The following is a 17,309-nucleotide window of genomic DNA, read 5'->3' on the forward strand; positions in this document are numbered from 1 at the left end:
GCGCGACCAATGACTTGAGGCTCGCATGCGTCCTCGATTCGCGACAATGGCAAATTTTGACCATATCGGGCGGCGCCGCCGGGGAGCGCGCCGCCCGATATGTCCGAGCTCAGCGGCGGCGCTGCTGCGCGTGGAACGAATGCGGGTAGGGGAGGCGCATGGCGCTCGCGCCGTCGAGCTTCTCCATCTGCTCGGATGTGAGCGCGATGTCGCTCGCCGCCAGCGTCGCCTCGAGCTGCTCGACCGAGCGTGCGCCGAGGATCGGCGACGTCACGCCCTCCTTGGCGAGCAGCCAGGCGATGGCGATGCCGGCCGGCGGCTTGCCCGTCTCCCCGGCGACCGCGTGCAGCGCATCCAGCGTCGCCCAGGTTCGCTCGTTGTCATAGTCGGTCCAGTTCTCCGACCAGCCCTCGGCCTCCGCCTTCTCGATGCGCGAGCCTTCGAGCGGCTTGGTCATGCCGCGCTTGAACTTGCCCGACAGCCACCCGCCGCGCAGCGGGCTCCACGGCATGATGCCGAGCCCCTCCGAGACGGCGAGCGGCACGATGTCCCATTCGAGCTCGCGGTCGAGCAGATTGTAGAGCGGCTGGATCGAGACGAAGGGCGCGAGGCCGCCGGCGCGCTGCAGGCCGACCGCCTTCATGATCTGCCAGGCGGCGAAATTGGAGAGGCCGAGATAGCGCACCTTGCCGGCCTTCACGAGATCGTCGAGCGCGGAAATCGTCTCCTCGATCGGCGTCTCGAAATCCCACATATGCACCTGGTAGAGGTCGATATAGTCGGCCTGCAACCGCTTCAGGCTGGCGTCGCATTCGGCCATGATGTGCTTGCGGCCGAGGCCGCGCTGGTTGGCGCCGGCGCGCGTGCCGAAGCGGACCTTGGTGGCGAGCACGACATCGTCGCGATTCTGATTCACCAGCCAGGTGCCGATGATCGTCTCCGAGACGCCGGCGGTATAGACATCGGCGGTATCGATGAAATTGCCGCCGGCCGCGACGAAGCGATCGAGCATCGCATGGCTGCCGGCCTCGTCAGCCTCGCGGCCGAAGGTCATGGTGCCGAGGCAGAGCCGCGAAACCTCGAGGCCCGTCCGGCCGAGACGTGCATATTGCATGGGAATTCTCCTCGCCTGTCGTCATGATTGAAACGGTTCAATCGGACAGTAGGCGTCGGAGCAGGCGGGGTCAAGCGCGGCGGCTGCGTGGGCAGCGAGCGGCAGAGAGGCGCGCGGGGCGGCTCGGCCTGCCGGCGCACGGGCGGCGCGCCGGCGGGAGAGAATGAGTGGTGGGGTTGCCCGTACCGCCCGATCCGGCGGCCGGCGCCCCGCGCCCGAAAGTTGGACGGCCTGTTCCCGAGGGACCGTGGGTGTTTACGGTTGCTTTCGGTCGCCCGGCGACGAATCCCGCGCGCCATCTCGCGATCGCGCGCCGTCGCTGTCCCGCCTCGACGGGGCCGGCGCCTCAGGCTTGGCCGCCTTCCGCCCCGCGCTCGTGACACGCGGAAGGGAAGGCCCTCGCATCCCCGCCCGCGAACGGAACGACCGGTTCGCCCTCTTCGGTGGGCGGGGACGGGGGAAGTATAGGCGCGCCCGGACAAGCGGGGATTGTTATTTTTCGCCTCCCCCCGGCGATCCGCCGCAGCGCCCGGACTCCTCTCCGGGGGGTGAAGACTTGCCTCCGCCGCAAGGCCGCCGCAATCTCGCCCGATGGGGAAGGGGACGTGCCGGGAAACGTATTCGGGCAGCGTGATCGCGCCGGCCGGCTGACGAAGAAAGACGACGCTCATGATGACCAGTGACCGCATCGCCGCCGGCGCCATGCCGAAGGCCGCCGCAGGCGGGCTCAGCCGCCGCTCCTTCCTCGTCGGCGCGGGCGCCGGCATCAGCGCGCTGGCCCTTTCCGGCTGCGTCACGGGCGGCATGAGCATGGCCGAGGCGGAGCGCGTCTATGGCCCGGTGCCGACCGAGAAGTTCCCGATCCCGGCGGTGAACCTTTCCAAGGTGAACCCGAAATATTTCCGCCGCACGGTGAAATACGACACCAAGGAAGCGCCGGGCACGATCATCATCGACCCCAAGAACTACTATGTCTACCGGGTCGAGGAGGGCGGGCTGGCGACGCGCTACGGCGCCAATGTCGGCCGCGACGGCTTCCGCTGGAACGGCGACGTCTATGTCGGCCGCAAGGGCGAATGGGCGACCTGGACGCCGCCCAAGGAGATGATCGCCCGCCAGCCGGAAGCGGCGAAATACGCCAAGGGCATGCCCGGCGGCCTCGGCAACCCGCTCGGCGCGCGCACGCTCTATCTCTACCAGGACGGCGTCTACACGCTCTACACGATCTACGCGACCATCCATCCGGACTCGATCGGCAAGGGCGTCACCTCCGGCTGCACGGGCCTGCTCAGCCAGGACATGATCGACCTTTACAACAAGACCCCGGTCGGCACGAAGGTCGTGATGCTGCCGAGCTGAGGGGCGTTTCTCTCCTTGCGTTTCGGGGCTCGCTGACTGGCCCGCGAGGGCGGGTTGAAGGTGCGGGCTGTGGGCGCCGTCGATCCACGCCAGGCATACCCCCCTCTCCATCTCTCCCCACGAGGTGGGAGAGCGTAGGCTGCGGCACGGCATCGACGCCCGGCGCTAATCGGGAAACGCGCCGAACTTCTGCCGCCGGGGACGTGCCCCTCTTCCCTCCGCGCAAGGGGGAAGGAGGCGGCGTGTGTCGGGGCTGCCGCTTGGCGGACGGCGAGCGGCTCACTTTCTACCGCCTTGGCCGGGCTCGACCCGGTCGCCCGCGAAATCCCGAAGCAACCAGAGCAAGACGTGGATGGCCGCAACAAGTGCGGCCATGACGCGCGGAGGGGATGTTCGGGGTCGGAAAGGGAGTTGCTTTCCTCAGCGTTGCGTTCTCGCACCGCCCCAACGCCCGTCATGGCCGGGCTTGACCCGGCCATCCACGTCTTGCTTCGAGGGCCGATCGCACCGAACCAGCCAACCTCCGCTTGCAACAAGCCGTATCTTGCGCTCCGCTGAGGCATGGGCGGCTACGTCTATCTCATGTCGAACCGCAAGGATGGGACGCTCTATCTCGGCGTCACCAACAACATCGCGCGCCGCGCCTTCGAGCATCGCGAGGGCATCCTCGAGGGCTTCACCAAGCGCTACGGCATCGCGCGGCTCGTCTGGGCGGAATGGCACGACGACATCCGATCCGCCATCCAGCGGGAGCGCACCATGAAGCACTGGCCGCGCGCCTGGAAGGTCCGCCTTATTCACCAGATGAACCCGGACTGGGATGATCTGTATGAAGTGCTGAACGGGTAGAGCGGCGGTCTGCGTGCGGCTCCTACGGCGACCACTGGGGCGCCGCCGCAGCAGCCGTCATTGCGGGGCTCGTCCCGGTCATCCACGCCTCACCCTGCTTCGTGTAGCGGCGCAAGCAAGACGTGGATGGCCGCAACAAGTGCGGCCATGACGCGGAGGGGAAGGAAGGGCTCTGACGGCGCTTGGGGCTTTGTCAACGGCGTCAGCCACGCTCTGGCATCTCAGCCCGTCATGGCCGGGCTTGACCCGGCCATCCACGTCTTCCTTTTCTACGCGTCAGACTCCGCAAGCAAGACGTGGATGGCCGCAACAAGTGCGGCCATGACGGCGGGCAAGATCCGGCTCTGAAGTACGCACAGCTTCTTCCAAGCTGCCCGTCGAGCGTTGCCCGACATTGCAGGGTAAAAGGCGCGGCTACTGAACATTGTCGGGCTGCACAGCGTCTCCGGCTTTTCGCGGGAACTTTCTGAGATGCTCAAGAAAAGTACGTCGAGGGGCGTATATATACTCGTCTCCTACATTCTGTCGCAAGTGCTCTTTCAGGAGTTCCATCTTGGTCTGAGTGCGAAGGTCATATTTTTCTTCAGTCGTCAGATCAAGGTCGTCCTGAGACGCGTAAGAAACGTCTTGAGATATGATGCTGATCTTATATAGCTCTTGTCGCCGTCTATTGATTGCAATTATCTCATATAATATGTACTTTATCATAGCATAACATATACCAAGTATCGTTATGGAGACAGATACATATGGGGCGCGAGATAATAGAAAATCAAATATACTTATCCCTTGAAGCTGCGAAACAGTGTCGAGCAATCTCTCCGAATTGCTGAAAAGACGTAGAGTGACTCCTACTATAACGAGCAACGGTATTACAGCCAATGCGGCGTACAATCGAACATTGCGCGCTCCTTGGCGAACATATCCATTTAGATCTGTTGGAAATAGATTTATATTTGATTTCAGCTCGCTCAATTGGCGCTCTGCGTCAACGATCTGTTCGGTAAGAATTCTCCTTTCTTGAGAGGTCTTATCAATAGATTGCGTCAGATTTTCAAGTCTGGCTGACTGTTCATTAATTACAGTCTTTGCTACCTCAATTTCTTCCTGACTTTTCTTGTAGCTAAATGAAGCAGACTCTATTTTTTCTTCAAGCTCTAGCAACGAATTCTTGCTTGATTCAATGTGCTGATCGATGCGATCAAGTTGGCGTTGGTGCTCCTGCACTTGATCGTAAGCGACCTTGGCTTTCTCCTGATAGGAACTAAATTGCGCTAAAGCCGAATTCTTCTCGAAATCAATATTGTCCACAAATCTGACAATATCCGAGATCAGGTGTCTCTCTACGCCTCTTACGTCTATTTTCAACAACTCAGCTGACCTAATTAGGGGCTCAGTGGGGCGCAGGCCAAACCCCTTCGTAAAGTCATTAATCTTGAACGTAAAAGAACCGTCCAGAAATGTCTCCGTTAATTTAACTTCGTTGTCATTGTCCAGATAGGGAACATAACTCAGCTCCATTCTGTGATACGGTTCGTACTCAGTGGCAAATATCCTTATTTCCGTAACATATATTACTTCATTGAAATCAAAGTCGAGCCAAGCTCGCCTAGCTTTCATGTTGTTTTCTGGAAGTACATTTCCGATTAATAGTGTAGATTTACGATTCTTATACGAGAAGAAGCTTATGTCGATTTTAATCGGCCTCGGATAGTCCTTCTCGAACGCCGCCTCTAAATTGCGGGAGTTCAATTCGTCGGGGGGCTGTAATGTCGAATTGGGCTCGGATGACATTCGTAGCACCTTGGCCATCTATAACAAGAGTGTAGCGCCACGATTTCGCTTATGCCACTGTCGGAGCCGCGCGATGGCCGTTATTTGTGAAGATAGGCGACCAAGTGTTCGCTAGACAGCGCTATCCGGCAAGCCTTGGGGGCAGCGCTTTGACAGCAGCTAAAGCTTGAATTGGCTACTCACCCCCACCGCCCCTCCACATACTCCGCCACCATCCGCCGGAACTCCTCCGGGATCCTCGGACGACGCAGCGTCGCGGTTTTCTTGCCGTCAATGAAGACTGGGGCGGTCGGGGTTTCGCCGGTGCCGGGGAGGGAGATGCCGATGTCGGCGTGCCTGGATTCGCCGGGGCCGTTGACGATGCAGCCCATGACCGCGACCTTCAGCGCCTCGACGCCGGGATAGCGGACGCGCCCTTCCGGTATAGCCCCATGCTACCGGCCGCTCGGCGCCTTCAAGGTTGCGAGGCCAAGCCCAGCGCCGATGTCAGGGTCTCCAGCCGCCCCGGCCGCGTGCCCGTCACCTCGATCACGCGCGTTCGTCCGGATAACAGACCGAGATCGTCGTCGCGGATCATGCTCTTCATTCGCGCGTCGACGCGGCGGCGGAGCGTTGCGAGTTCGATGGGGCTCGCGATCTCGTCGGGCTGGACGAGCGGGATGAAGACGATGCGGTCGAGGCTGGCCAGCGCGCGGCTGATGCGCGCGAGCAGCTTGCCTTGCGGCAGCCATTCGAAGCCTTCGCCGGCGCCGATGACATCGAGATAGGCAAGGAAATCGAGCGGGCAGCGATCGAAAACGACATTTTCGCCATGCGCCTCGTCGAGGATCAGGCGGCAGCTCTCGCCGAGCTGCGCCTCGAAATCGGCGATCACTGGCCTGGCCGCGAAGGCGACGCCCCGTTCCACAAGCGTCCAGTACGGCTCGGACACGGCCTCGAAGTCGGGAAAGGCGGCGACGAAATCCTCGATCAGCGTGGACTTGCCGGTGTCATGCGTTCCGCTGACGGCGATGCGCATCATGGCGCGCTCCGCGCGTCAGACGCCGAACCGCTGCTCCACATAAGCCCCGACCATCCGCCGGAACTCCTCCGCGATCCCCGGGCCGCGCAGCGTCGCCGCCTTCTTGCCGTCGATGAAGACCGGCGCCGTGGGCGTCTCGCCCGTTCCCGGCAATGAGATGCCGATATCGGCGTGCTTGGATTCGCCGGGGCCGTTGACGATGCAGCCCATGACCGCGACCTTCAGCGCCTCGACGCCGGGATAGCGGGCGCGCCATTCGGGCATCGCTTTGCGGAGGTCCTCCTCGATGGTCTTGGCGAGCTCCTGGAAGACGGTGGAGGTCGTGCGGCCGCAGCCGGGGCAGGCGGCGACGACGGGGAGGAAGGCGCGGAAGCCCATGGTCTGCAGCAGTTCCTGCGCCACCTGGACCTCGCGTGTGCGGTCGCCATTCGGCTCCGGCGTCAGCGAGACGCGGATCGTGTCGCCGATGCCCTCCTGCAGGAGCATGCCCATCGCGGCCGAGGAGGCGACGATGCCCTTGGTGCCCATGCCGGCCTCGGTGAGGCCGAGATGCAGCGCATGGTTGGAGCGGCGCGCGAGATCGCGATAGACGGCGATGAGATCCTGCACGCCCGAGACCTTGGCCGAGAGGATGATCTTCTCGCGGGCAAGGCCGATCTCCTCCGCCTTCTCGGCCGAGAGGATCGCCGACTGCACGATCGCCTCGCGCATCACGGCATTGGCCGTCAGCGGCGGGCTCGACGCGGCATTGGCGTCCATGAGGCGGGTGAGCAAATCCTGGTCGAGCGAGCCCCAGTTGACGCCGATGCGCACCGGCTTGCCATAACGGATCGCGAGCTCGATCAGCGTGCCGAACTGGCGGTCGCGCTTCTCGCCGAAGCCGACATTGCCGGGATTGATGCGGTATTTGTCGAGCGCCTCGGCGCAGGCCGGATGATCGGTCAGCAGCTTGTGGCCGATATAGTGGAAGTCGCCGATCAGCGGCACGTCGATGCGGCGCGCGAGGAGGCGCTCCTTGATATGCGGCACGGCGGCGGCGGCCTCGTCGCGGTCGACCGTGATGCGCACCAGCTCCGAGCCGGCGAGCGCGAGGCTCGCCACCTGCTTCACCGTCGCCTCGATATCGGCGGTGTCGGTGTTGGTCATCGACTGCACGGCGACCGGCGCCTGGCCGCCGATCACCACCTTGCCGACCGCAACGCCGACGCTCGGCCGCCGCGCGGCGGGGCCGTCCGGAATATCGGCGACGCGGAAGGCGGTGATCGGGGCGGCGAGGTTCATGACGGCCTCATGGGGGAGAAGAAGGTGGAGCGGACCGGCATCACGCGCCCTGCCGGCAGCGGGCGCAGAGGCCGCGGATCTCGATGACGGGGGCGCGCGGGGCGAAGGAGGCGCTGTCCGCGATGGCGGCGAGCGCACCGGCGAGCGCGGGCGAGGAGGCCTCCGCCGCCGCGCCGCAGCCCTCGCAGAGCAGGAACACCGTCGGCCCGTCATGCGCGCTCGAATGGGCGGCATGCTCGTGCGCGTGATCGTGGCCGGCCTGGCCGCGCGTGCAGGCGATATAGGCGTTGCGGCTCTCGATGCGGTGGGCGAAGCCGTTCTCGACGAGGAATTCCAGCGCGCGATAGACGCTGACCGGCGCCGGGCGCGGGCCGTCGCGGGCGAGGCGGTCGATCACCTCATAGGCGCTGGCGGGCACATGGCTCTCGGCGAGCGCGGCCAGCACCTTGCGCCGCTGCTCCGTGAAGCGCAGGCCCGTCGCCGCCGACACCGCCTCGGCATGGGCGATGGCGCCGCGCTCGCAGCTGTCATGGTCGTGCTCGCCATGCTCGTGTGGCGCCTGTTGCGGCGTCCCTGCCTCGCTGGTCAGCCCGGCCTCGTCCATCGCGTTCCGCCTCAAATGCCGCGCGCGGGTCGTCTTCCCATGCCGCGGCGCCGCGTTCTACCATGAGCGAGGCCGCCTCGGCGCGCCCGTCTCGCCCGGAATATAGTCGCGGGCGCGGCGCTTCTCACCCCTCTTCTTCACGCGGGAGCCTCTTCTCATGCCGAACGACCGCCATCTCGCCGGCAAGACCGCGCTCGTCACCGGCTCCACCTCGGGGATCGGGCTCGGCATCGCCCGCGCCTTCGCGGCGGCCGGCGCCAATGTCGTGCTGAACGGCTTCGGCGATGCGCCGGCGATCGAGACGCTGCGCGCCGGCATCGCGGCCGAGCACGGCGTCGAGGTCCGCTACAGCGCCGCCGATCTCACCCGCGTCGACGAGATCGAGACCATGGTCGCCGACGCCGTCGAGGCCTTCGGCGCCGTCGACGTGCTCGTCAACAATGCCGGCATCCAGCATGTCGCGCCGGTGCACGAGTTTCCGACCGACAAGTGGGACCTCGTGATCGCGCTCAACCTCTCGGCCGCCTTCCACGCCATGCGGCTCGTCATCCCCGGCATGAAGGCGAAGCGCTGGGGCCGCATCATCTCGACCGCCTCGGCGCATGCGCTGGTTGCCTCGCCCTACAAGGCGGCCTATGTCGCGGCGAAGCACGGCATCGCCGGGCTCACCAAGACGGTGGCGCTCGAGGTCGCCGAAAGCGGCATCACGGTCAACGCCATCTCGCCCGGCTATGTCTGGACGCCGCTCGTCGAGAAGCAGATCCCCGCCACCATGAAGGCGCGCGGCATGACCGAGGAACAGGTGAAGCGCGACGTGCTGCTCGCCGCGCAGCCGACGCGCCAGTTCGTCACCGTCGAGGAGATCGCCGGGCTCGCGCTCTACCTCACCACCGACGGCGCCCGCAACATCACCGGCGCGCTGCAGGTGATCGACGGCGGCTGGACCGCGGCATGACCAGCCTTTCAGGACGCGTCGCCGCCGTCACGGGCGCGGCGAGCGGGATCGGCCGCGGCATCGCGCTGCGCTTCGCCGCCGCGGGCGCGGCGCTCGCCGTGCTCGACCGAGACGAAGCGGGCGCCGAGCGGGTGGCGGGCGAGATCGCGGCGGCGGGCGGCCGCGCGGCGGCGTTTGCCTGCGACATCGCCGACGAGGCCTCGGTCGCTTCCGCCTTCGCGGCGGCAGACAGCGCGCTCGGTCCCGTCGATATCCTCGTCAACAATGCCGGCGTGCTGCGCGATACGCCGATCGCCGAGATGACGGCGGGCGAATGGGACCGCGTGATGGGCGTCAACCTGCGCGGCGCGTTCCTGGCGACGCAGGCCGTCTTGCCGGGCATGCGGGCGCGCGGCCATGGGCGGATCATCAACATCGCCTCGCAGCTGGCGCTGAAGGGCGCGCCGCTGCTCGCCCATTACGTCGCCTCCAAGGCCGGGCTGATCGGCTTCACCCGCGCGCTCGCGCTCGAAGTGGCGCGCGAGGGGGTGACGGTCAACGCGATCGCGCCCGGCATCATCGAGACGCCGATGAGCGCCGGCGTGCCGCCCGACATCAAGGCGCGCGTCGCCGGGGCGCTGCCCATCGGTCGCTTCGGCCGTGTCGACGAGATCACCGGCGCCGCGCTGCTGCTCGCCTCCGACGAGGCCAGCTATTTCATCGGCGCGACGCTGAACGTCTCCGGCGGCGACGTGATGGGCTGAGCGTCAGCCGGCGAGCGCCACGGCATCGGCGCCGGCCGGGATGAGGAGCGGCGCTTCGGGATCCTCCACCGCCCGGCGGACGGCCGCGACGACATCCTCCTCGCGGGTCGAGGGCGCATCCGCGTCGGAGAAGCCCGCCATGAAGGCGGCGACGAGCGGCGCATAGGGCGCGGGGAAGGGGCTCTCGGCCGGCAGCAGCGCCCTCGCATTCTCGCCGAAGCGGGTCGCCGGCGCGCGGCCGGGCAGCACGGTCACGACGCGGATGCCGAAGGACGCGAGTTCCTCCGCCAGCACGGCGGAGAAGCCGTTCACCGCATGCTTGCTGGCCGTATAGACCGAGAGCAGCGGCAGCGGCTTCAGCGTCACGCTGGAGCCGATATTGACGATGATGCCGGCGCCGCGCTCGCGCATGGCGGGCACGACCGCCTGCGTCATCGCGACGAGGCCGAGAACATTGGTCTCGAACAGCGCCCGCGCCGTCTCGACCGGCGTCGCCTCCAGCGCGTTCAAAAGGCCGATGCCGGCATTGTTGACGAGAACGTCGACCGGCCCGGCCGCCGCGACGGCGCGGGCGATGCTCGCCGCATCGGTCACGTCGAGCTCCAGCAGCGTGAGACGGTCGGAGGCGGGGAGGAGGCCTTCCTTCGGCCTCCGCATGGTGGCGACGACGCGCCAGCCGCGCTCCAGGAAATCGCGCGCGATGGCGAGGCCGAAGCCGGACGAGCAGCCGGTGACGAGAGCGGTCTTCATGGGTGGCTCCAGGGGTTGGAGAGGATGGCCGCAGCCTAGACGGGGAGGGCCGGACTCCCTATCATCAGAAATCCGGCTTTCATGATCGAGAGTCCGGTTTTGCTTGGAGCAGGCATGGACGGCGGAGCGGCGAGCCACCCGAAATCGAGCGACAGGCGCAAAGCCGGGGCGGACGGTGGCGCCGGCTCGCCCCGTCCTGCGCAAGCCGGCGACGAGGCCGCGCGTGATGTGGCTGCCGGCGACGCCGCGTCTGGCGACGTCGCGTCTGGTGATGTTGAGCCTGGCGACGTTCTTGGCGATGTCGTGCGGCTGCTGCAGCCGCGCGCACCGCTCGGCAAGCTGGTGAGCGGGGCCGGCGCCTGGCGGGTCGAGCGGCCGGCGAGCTGCCAGCCCTTCTATGCCGTGGTCATGGACGGCGCCGTGCGGCTGACGGCGGAGCGGCAGGCGCCGCTGGAGCTGACGCGCGGCGATTTCGTGCTGATCCCGGCCGTCTGCGGCTTCGCGGTCGCCAGTCTCGATGCCTCCGGGCCGCCGCTCGGCGCCGACGCGGTGCACTGCCTCGACGGCGAGATGCGCCATGGCGATCCGGACGCGCCGCCGAATGCCCGCCTCCTCGTCGGCCATTTCGACTTCGCCTCGCCCGATGCGGCGCTGCTCGTCTCGCTGCTGCCGGAAATCATCCATGTCACCGGCGAGGAACGGCTCGGGGCCCTCGTGGCGCTGGTCAATGACGAGGCGCGCAAGAAGCGCCCGGCGCGCGAGGTGGTGCTCGAACGGCTGATGGAGGTGCTGCTCGTCGAGGCGCTGCGCGACTCGTCAGGCCCGAACGCGCCGCCCGGCCTGTTGCGCGGCCTCGCCGATCCGCGCCTCGCGCCGGTGCTGCGCGCGCTGCACGAGCGCCCCGCCGAACCCTGGAGCGTCGCCGCGCTCGCCCGCGAAGCCGCGCTCTCGCGCTCCGCCTTCTTCGACCGCTTCACCCGCACCCTCGGCCTCGCGCCGATGGAATATCTCCTCGCCTGGCGCATGGCGCTGGCGAAGAACCTGCTTCGCCGGGAGGCGGCCGGCGTCGCGGAAATCGCCGCGCGCGTCGGCTATGGCTCGGCAAGCGCGTTCACGACGGCGTTCACGCGGGTGGTGGGGGTGAGCCCGGTGCGGTTTGGGAAGGAGGGGTAGGGGGAGGCACTCTACTCAACTCCGCTCGCCGCGTTCGAACATCTCAAGCAGTTCGCCGGCCTTCGTTTGAAGCTCTGGACTTGTAGAACTCATGGCAAGCGCTTGGATACGATCGCGGCATAGATCGTAGTCTAGCAGATGAGATAGAGTTGTCCGTTGGAGGGTTGGTCGAGATCCTTTTGCCGTAAAAACTCTAGACGATAATAATTCGAGGACGGCTACAAAACCATCGTCGGTGCGGCTCGCCGTTTTGAGGAATGCTTTAGGTTCGTCAGGGTCCCCCGCTTGAAGCCAGGCAAATAGACCATTAAGGGGACGTTTTAGATTGCGCCAGCTAGCGAGATCCATTCTTCGGTATCGATCGATCATCAAGCGCGAGACCATATCTAGTTCATGCGGTTCTAGCAGCGTTTCGGAACTCCTCGGCCTCTGATCGACCCTGCCATGCGCGAATAGATCGCTGCGCAGTATTGTCGTCAGCCATTCAATCGCACGACCTTGGAACAAACGCTTCAGAGTCTCTTCCCGCTCATGGCCAAGTCCCCCTATTATGCGCTTCGTCAGCCGTCGCCCCTCCGACCATATATTTGGCTCATCCATATTCATATTGCTAGTCAAGTCCAGATTATTGCTCATAGCAAAGAGAATGGACTCGGATATGTGGAAGCTCGAATTAGTATAGCTGTCCGATAGTCGTGCTATTATAATCTCGGCCTTGCTAATCCCTGTTGAGAGTCGTATTTGAAGCCATTCTATAAGTATAGACTCCACACGTTCGCTTGAATCTGCTGCAGCTTCAATTAAGGCTGCGTAGTCATCGTTTGTCGGAGAGTTTTTTGGCTGGTCAAGCGCGAAATACAGCCGGTAGTGATCTGGGCTTGAGAGCCTCTTGGCTCGTATAAAATTATATAGTGTCTCTCGTGAGAAATCGGCAAAGATATCTAGTTTTGTGGTTCCGCCGATGATATTATCTTCTATTCCCAATAGAAATTCGACTAGACGATCCGCTACTGCATCGGCTTGTCCGCCTTCGACTGATAGAGCGAGTTGCAATCTATTGATCAATTCAGCTTTGTCGCCTTCGTCTACTAAATACTGTCCGGTAGCGTACACCGATACAATTGAAATGTACCGTTCTATCCAGTTATAAAGATCTATATTGCCGGCCTTTATTACATTAATCCAAACGAGATCAACAATGTCTACTTTATAAATCAATAGATCCCAAAAAATTCTGATGCTGTCGAGGCATCTTACGACCTGTCGTGGAGTCTTTAGGTAGCGACCAACCTCAAAATCGATGATCGAATCGAAGTTAGATATTTGAGTGAGATCATCTATTGGGGCGGGTAGTAAGGCCTCTATTTCCGATCGAAACCAAAATCGTAGATCAAGGGGCTCGGGCTTTGGGACATTTATACTGACTTGGACTATCTTTTCAAGATATTGTTGGCCACTGTCCAGTTGTATGACACTTCCGATCGATTTCTTGACAATATCTGCGTCGTATCCCAATATGTAAATTACGTTCGGAAAGTCGGCGACAGAACGAATTAGTCGAAATACCTCTAGTATCTCAATTGGCTCAAGCCTGTCAACGTCGTCAATTACAACGACTATCCGTTTCTTCAATTTCGACAATCGCTTACGGATATCGTTCTTCTCACCGAGTAGAGAACGATCACTGAGCCAGTCATTTGAAGTCGCTGCTAGTGCTTGAAGTATGTCACCTGCAATTGCGGCGCCCGGTACTAGCACTCCCGCCGCTCTTGCTAGCATGCCAACACCGCCAAGACGTCGAGCAAACCGAGTGATTTGCGTTGCAGTATCTCCGACTTGCCGACGGTTTTGGCTAGATGGATCGCCGTCGATAGCTTCTATTGCGTCGACAGCAATTGCCAAATCGGCAAATAGAGACAATAGCATGTCTTTACTATCGCCGATGAGCCATGGACGATATTCGATAGCGTATGTAAATGAATTTATATCAGAGCGAAGTATTGCGACTACCATGTTTAAGAAGCTGGACTTTCCAGATCCCCATGGTCCCTCTACGCCGACAACTAAGCCGTCAACGGCCCGTTGGTTGAGCAAGGAGCGAGCAAGGGCGTCTGCTCCTGCCCTAAAACCGAGTCTATCACTATCTGGTCCGTTAAGGGGTTTATCTCCACTCAACTGATCGAACATTGAATCACTCCGTTGAACAGCAAACCAATTTAGCCCTTTAGCTGTACCTTTCACGACAGCGCGGCGTCTGTCACTGGAGCCTGTGAGCATCAACCTTTCGAAAGGTTGCTCTACGTCAGGGCTTGCCAAGTCTCGTACATAATTTCACAGACGGTAGCCGCTGTCTTCACCTCTGGTTGCGTGGCGGCAGACGGCCAGCCGGAGAACTGGCTCCAGGTTGCTGCCTATCCGGAGTGGCCGAAGACCCTCACCCGACGCGCTTGGCGCGGCGGCCTCTCCCTGAGGGAGAGGCGGTGACGGGCCGGCGCCCTTGCAAGACAGGCGGTGGCGGGGCATCACCTTTCTGCCCACCGCGCAGTCATGGCCGCGCTTGTCGCGGCCATCCACGTCTTTCTTGTCCGATCGTCCGCAAGCAAGACGTGGATGGCCGGGTCGAGCCCGGCCATGACGAGCTGAGGGGTGTTTCACGGCCCAAGCAAGACGTGGATGGCCGGGTCGGGCCCGGCCATGACGGCCTGAAGGGGTGTTTCACGCCCCAAGCAAGACATGGATGGCCGGGTCGAGCCCGGCCATGACGGATGGGATGCATGGCGAGGCAGCGCGCGCCGGCCGATCCGCTAGCCGCAGCGGCGGAGGATTTCGTCCACGACCGCTGTGAGCGGAGCGGTGGCGTCGATGGGGATCGCGGCTTCGGGACGGCTTTCGCGCCTCTCGTGATGATGGAAGATCAGGGCGCGCTCGGCCGGCTCGGAGCCCCATTCATTCGCCCGCCCTTCGAGGCGGCGCTCCAGCGTGGCGCGGTCGATTTCGAGCACGAAGACGGCATCGAAGAGATGGATCAAGCGGCCGGTGTTGCGCGCGCCGCCGCAGAAGAAGGTGGCGGCGTGGGTGCGGTCGGCGACGAGGGCTTCGACGCGCGCGACGTCCCAGATGTGATGGTCGTGGACGAAGGCCGGATCGCTGCCATGCGCCGCGATCAGGCCTGGGTCGAGCCTTGCGCCCGTCTCGGGATCGCCCTGGCAGGCGAGCACGCGGTCGCCATGCACGGTGTGATGGCCGCGCCGTTCGAGCTCCGTCGCGACCGAGGTCTTGCCGGTGCCCGAGCCGCCTTCGACCAGATAATTCCGGATGCCCATCGCAGTCCTGCCCTTGCGGCGCGCCAGCCCGCCGCGCAAGCGCCCTTACCGCCTTCTCGTCGCGGCGGCCATCCATGTCTTCCTTTGCGACTGGTCTCAGGCAAGACGTGGATGGCCGGGTCGGGCCCGGCCATGACGAAGCTGGTAGGGTGTCGCGGGCCAAGGGCGGGGTCGCCGGCGCGATCCTCCCGCCGCCGCCTCAGCGCTCGCTTCCCGCAAACCGCGCCCGCAGGAACGTGTCCGCGCTCACCGGCTTGCGGCCGAGGAGGGTTGCGAGGTCGCCGGGGGCGCCGTTCCAGGCGCCTTCATTGATGCCCTGCACCCAGGCGAGGGCGAAGGCGGCGGCGGGTTCCGGGAGGCCCTTGGCGACGAGGCGCGCGATGTAGTCGGCGTCCGGGACGGTGACGTAAGGCACGTCGCGGCCGGCGAGGGTCGAGAGGAGGGCGGCGGTGTCGGCGAAGGAGACGGCGGGGTCGCCATAAAGCGCATAGGCCCGGCTGTCATGGCGCCTCTCGCCGTCCGCGATTTCGCCCAGCACCACCGCATGCGCCTCGGCGAGATCATCGCGCGCGGCGAAGCCCGCCTTGCCGGCGCCGGGCGGGACACGGACGCCGCTTTCGAGCGCGTCGCCGCCGACAAAAAACTCGATGCTGTCCAGAAAGGGCGGGTGGGCGAGGAGCGTCCAGCCGAGGCCGGAGGCCTCGAGCCGCTCCTCCATGAAGCGATCCTCCCGTGTCACCTGCGGCATCACGAAGGTCGAACCCGGCTCGCGGATGATCGGCATGGCGACGACATGGCGGACGCCCGCCGCGACCGCCGCCTCGACGGCGCTCCGATGCTGCGTGTCGCGGTCGGTGAACGCCGTGGCGGAGACGAGCATCAGCGTGTCGATGCCCGCGAAGGCGCGCGCCAGCCCCTCGCGGTCGAAATAGTCGCCCCGGCGGATCTCGATGCCGGCGGCGGCGAGGTCGGCCGCCTTCGCGGGATCGCGGGCGAGGCCGACGAGATCGCCGGCCGGGCGGCGCTTCAGGAGATGGCGGAGGGTCAGGCGGCCGATATTGCCGGTGGCGCCGGTGACGAGGATGCGGGGCATGATGGTCTTTCGCTGGGGGTGGTCCGCTCGGTGCGCGCCGGCGCGTCTCCTGCCGGTCGACATCGCCGCCCGTTCCAGCTAGGACGAAACGAACCTCCGCTCCAGTACCGACTATTTTGTAAGTATCCAGACGAGGAGATCGTCGTGACCGGCAGGACCTATCCCGGCAAGACCTACCGATGCGGCCTCGAGGCGGTCCTCGACATCATGGGCGGCAAGTGGAAGCCGCTGATCCTCTATCATCTCGCCCCGGGCGCGAAGCGGACGGGGGAGCTTCGCCGGCTGGTGACCAATGTCAGCGAGAAGATGCTGATCCAGCATCTGAAGGAACTCGCCGAGGACGGCATCGTGCGCCGCATCGATTTCCAGACCGTGCCGCCGCATGTCGAATACGAGCTGACGGCGTTCGGCCGGAGCCTCGCCGAGGTGCTGGCGCCGCTCTGCGAATGGGGAACCGCCCACACCGACGAGGTCGCCTTCATCGTCCAGCGGCGGGACGGCACGACGCGCGCGGCGTAAGCGGCGTGACGGCCGCGGCCGCGTTCGTGGCTTCTCGAAATACACTCGCGCTCACGGCTGCGAATAACTTGCCTACGATCATTGATCAGTCGGCGTCCCTGGCGGCGTCCAGAAAATCGATCATCGATGTCGACAACGCCAATCCAATAAAGGCAAGACCGTGAAAATCATTTCTGACAAGCTTCTTTCGAAATCCGCCTATACGGCCGAGATGGACGCTCCGATCGCCAGCATCGATATTGCCGAGTGGCTGTTTCACCTGCCGGAAGCCGAATATCTGCGCTGCTGCCCGCCCGACCATATCGGCTCCGGCATCACGACGACCGACGACGGCCGTCCGATGGTCATCAATGTCGAGATGATCGGCACCGGGCTGGTCATCCAGCACTACATCGCCGAGGAAGCGACGGCCCATTACTGCCGGATGAACTCGATCTCCGACGTGTTCACGCCGGTCGGGCGCACGCAGGTGAACGTCATCTGGGAACTTTCCGCCGAAGCCATCGAGGGCGGGCGCGCGCGCTATACCAACAGCGTGACGTCGCACCCGACCGACGTGTTCATGGACTTCATCGCGGCGCATGGCCAGAGCTTCGAGCAGGCGGCGGCCGCCCGGCAGGAGGCCGGCGGCGACCACAACCGCCGCGAGACGCCGCTCTTCGCCGCCAGCATCGCCCGCCGCGCGATCGCCCGGTCGCAAGCCAAGTCGCAGGCGAAGTAGGAAGGGCGCA

16 protein-coding genes and 1 pseudogene are annotated in these 17,309 nt (G+C 64.2%); 7 read left to right on the forward strand and 10 right to left on the reverse strand.

Features of this window, described 5'->3' with window-relative positions; all coding sequences use genetic code 11:
* Positions 1-109: 109 nt before the first annotated feature.
* The gene (locus tag QO015_RS16565; protein WP_266282916.1) at positions 110-1,114 is read right to left on the reverse strand and encodes an aldo/keto reductase; all 1,005 of its coding nucleotides are present in this window, start codon (positions 1,112-1,114) and stop codon (positions 110-112) included.
* A gap of 669 nt (positions 1,115-1,783) precedes the next feature.
* Between QO015_RS16565 and QO015_RS16570 the strand changes: the two genes are divergently transcribed.
* Together QO015_RS16570 and QO015_RS16575 are read left to right on the forward strand one after the other, a co-directional pair.
* Complete coding sequence (locus QO015_RS16570; protein ID WP_266282915.1) at positions 1,784-2,473, forward strand: L,D-transpeptidase family protein; 690 nt, start codon at positions 1,784-1,786, stop codon at positions 2,471-2,473.
* Between the two features lie 561 nt (positions 2,474-3,034).
* Positions 3,035-3,322, forward strand: coding sequence for a GIY-YIG nuclease family protein (locus tag QO015_RS16575; RefSeq protein WP_266282914.1), 288 nt, complete (start codon positions 3,035-3,037; stop codon positions 3,320-3,322).
* A 414-nt stretch (positions 3,323-3,736) separates the two neighbouring features.
* On the opposite strand, the gene QO015_RS16580 is transcribed toward QO015_RS16575, so the two are convergent.
* The 5 genes and pseudogenes from QO015_RS16580 to QO015_RS16600 all read right to left on the reverse strand — a co-directional run bounded on the left by QO015_RS16580 (position 3,737) and on the right by QO015_RS16600 (position 8,022).
* Positions 3,737-5,116: a hypothetical protein gene (locus QO015_RS16580; RefSeq protein ID WP_266282912.1), complete on the reverse strand. Its 1,380-nt coding sequence runs from the start codon at positions 5,114-5,116 to the stop codon at positions 3,737-3,739.
* Between the two features lie 179 nt (positions 5,117-5,295).
* A pseudogene (gene ispG / locus QO015_RS16585) lies at positions 5,296-5,529 on the reverse strand (flavodoxin-dependent (E)-4-hydroxy-3-methylbut-2-enyl-diphosphate synthase); the annotation flags it as partial.
* 41 nt (positions 5,530-5,570) lie between these two features.
* Positions 5,571-6,137, reverse strand: coding sequence for an AAA family ATPase (locus QO015_RS16590; RefSeq protein WP_266282911.1), 567 nt, complete (start codon positions 6,135-6,137; stop codon positions 5,571-5,573).
* 15 nt (positions 6,138-6,152) lie between these two features.
* Entirely contained in the window at positions 6,153-7,418 is a 1,266-nt protein-coding gene (gene ispG, locus QO015_RS16595; protein WP_266282910.1) for a flavodoxin-dependent (E)-4-hydroxy-3-methylbut-2-enyl-diphosphate synthase, read from the reverse strand.
* A gap of 40 nt (positions 7,419-7,458) precedes the next feature.
* Complete coding sequence (locus QO015_RS16600; protein ID WP_266282909.1) at positions 7,459-8,022, reverse strand: Fur family transcriptional regulator; 564 nt, start codon at positions 8,020-8,022, stop codon at positions 7,459-7,461.
* A 157-nt stretch (positions 8,023-8,179) separates the two neighbouring features.
* Here QO015_RS16600 and QO015_RS16605 point away from each other — a divergent pair, with 157 nt between their 5' ends.
* Together QO015_RS16605 and QO015_RS16610 are read left to right on the forward strand one after the other, a co-directional pair.
* Complete coding sequence (locus tag QO015_RS16605) at positions 8,180-8,977, forward strand: 3-hydroxybutyrate dehydrogenase (RefSeq protein ID WP_266282907.1); 798 nt, start codon at positions 8,180-8,182, stop codon at positions 8,975-8,977.
* Positions 8,974-9,720 (forward strand): SDR family NAD(P)-dependent oxidoreductase, encoded by a 747-nt coding sequence (locus tag QO015_RS16610; protein WP_266282906.1) that lies wholly within the window; start codon positions 8,974-8,976, stop codon positions 9,718-9,720. The genes QO015_RS16605 and QO015_RS16610 overlap by 4 nt, the downstream gene beginning before the upstream one ends.
* A gap of 3 nt (positions 9,721-9,723) precedes the next feature.
* On the opposite strand, the gene QO015_RS16615 is transcribed toward QO015_RS16610, so the two are convergent.
* Entirely contained in the window at positions 9,724-10,470 is a 747-nt protein-coding gene (locus QO015_RS16615; protein ID WP_266282904.1) for an SDR family oxidoreductase, read from the reverse strand.
* A 228-nt stretch (positions 10,471-10,698) separates the two neighbouring features.
* On the opposite strand from QO015_RS16615, the gene QO015_RS16620 reads away from it, so the two are divergent.
* Complete coding sequence (locus QO015_RS16620; protein WP_266282902.1) at positions 10,699-11,643, forward strand: AraC family transcriptional regulator; 945 nt, start codon at positions 10,699-10,701, stop codon at positions 11,641-11,643.
* Between the two features lie 15 nt (positions 11,644-11,658).
* On the opposite strand, the gene QO015_RS16625 is transcribed toward QO015_RS16620, so the two are convergent.
* The 3 genes from QO015_RS16625 to QO015_RS16635 all read right to left on the reverse strand — a co-directional run bounded on the left by QO015_RS16625 (position 11,659) and on the right by QO015_RS16635 (position 16,059).
* Entirely contained in the window at positions 11,659-13,830 is a 2,172-nt protein-coding gene (locus tag QO015_RS16625) for a KAP family P-loop NTPase fold protein (RefSeq protein WP_266282900.1), read from the reverse strand.
* A 617-nt stretch (positions 13,831-14,447) separates the two neighbouring features.
* Positions 14,448-14,966 carry a nucleoside kinase gene (locus QO015_RS16630; RefSeq protein ID WP_266282898.1) on the reverse strand — a complete coding sequence of 173 codons (519 nt, stop codon included), beginning with the start codon at positions 14,964-14,966 and terminating at the stop codon, positions 14,448-14,450.
* Positions 14,967-15,165: 199 nt separating this feature from the next.
* Positions 15,166-16,059 (reverse strand): NAD(P)H-binding protein, encoded by an 894-nt coding sequence (locus QO015_RS16635; RefSeq protein ID WP_266282897.1) that lies wholly within the window; start codon positions 16,057-16,059, stop codon positions 15,166-15,168.
* 207 nt (positions 16,060-16,266) lie between these two features.
* On the opposite strand from QO015_RS16635, the gene QO015_RS16640 reads away from it, so the two are divergent.
* Entirely contained in the window at positions 16,267-16,578 is a 312-nt protein-coding gene (locus QO015_RS16640) for a winged helix-turn-helix transcriptional regulator (RefSeq protein WP_266283284.1), read from the forward strand.
* A 160-nt stretch (positions 16,579-16,738) separates the two neighbouring features.
* Positions 16,739-17,299, forward strand: coding sequence for a hypothetical protein (locus tag QO015_RS16645; RefSeq protein ID WP_266282895.1), 561 nt, complete (start codon positions 16,739-16,741; stop codon positions 17,297-17,299).
* The last annotated feature ends 10 nt before the right edge of the window (positions 17,300-17,309 follow it).

This window comes from Kaistia geumhonensis, assembly GCF_030815145.1.
GTDB classification, from domain to species: Bacteria; Pseudomonadota; Alphaproteobacteria; order Rhizobiales; family Kaistiaceae; genus Kaistia; species Kaistia geumhonensis.

Excerpts from the sequence above, each read along its gene's own strand:
- QO015_RS16565 (WP_266282916.1), bottom strand. The coding sequence starts at position 1,114 with ATGCAATATGCACGTCTCGGCCGGACGGGCCTCGAGGTTTCGCGGCTC.
- QO015_RS16570 (WP_266282915.1), top strand. The coding sequence starts at position 1,784 with ATGATGACCAGTGACCGCATCGCCGCCGGCGCCATGCCGAAGGCCGCC.
- QO015_RS16575 (WP_266282914.1), top strand. The coding sequence starts at position 3,035 with ATGGGCGGCTACGTCTATCTCATGTCGAACCGCAAGGATGGGACGCTC.
- QO015_RS16580 (WP_266282912.1), bottom strand. The coding sequence starts at position 5,116 with ATGTCATCCGAGCCCAATTCGACATTACAGCCCCCCGACGAATTGAAC.
- QO015_RS16590 (WP_266282911.1), bottom strand. The coding sequence starts at position 6,137 with ATGATGCGCATCGCCGTCAGCGGAACGCATGACACCGGCAAGTCCACG.
- ispG (WP_266282910.1), bottom strand. The coding sequence starts at position 7,418 with ATGAACCTCGCCGCCCCGATCACCGCCTTCCGCGTCGCCGATATTCCG.
- QO015_RS16600 (WP_266282909.1), bottom strand. The coding sequence starts at position 8,022 with ATGGACGAGGCCGGGCTGACCAGCGAGGCAGGGACGCCGCAACAGGCG.
- QO015_RS16605 (WP_266282907.1), top strand. The coding sequence starts at position 8,180 with ATGCCGAACGACCGCCATCTCGCCGGCAAGACCGCGCTCGTCACCGGC.
- QO015_RS16610 (WP_266282906.1), top strand. The coding sequence starts at position 8,974 with ATGACCAGCCTTTCAGGACGCGTCGCCGCCGTCACGGGCGCGGCGAGC.
- QO015_RS16615 (WP_266282904.1), bottom strand. The coding sequence starts at position 10,470 with ATGAAGACCGCTCTCGTCACCGGCTGCTCGTCCGGCTTCGGCCTCGCC.
- QO015_RS16625 (WP_266282900.1), bottom strand. The coding sequence starts at position 13,830 with ATGTTCGATCAGTTGAGTGGAGATAAACCCCTTAACGGACCAGATAGT.
- QO015_RS16630 (WP_266282898.1), bottom strand. The coding sequence starts at position 14,966 with ATGGGCATCCGGAATTATCTGGTCGAAGGCGGCTCGGGCACCGGCAAG.
- QO015_RS16635 (WP_266282897.1), bottom strand. The coding sequence starts at position 16,059 with ATGCCCCGCATCCTCGTCACCGGCGCCACCGGCAATATCGGCCGCCTG.
- QO015_RS16640 (WP_266283284.1), top strand. The coding sequence starts at position 16,267 with ATGGGCGGCAAGTGGAAGCCGCTGATCCTCTATCATCTCGCCCCGGGC.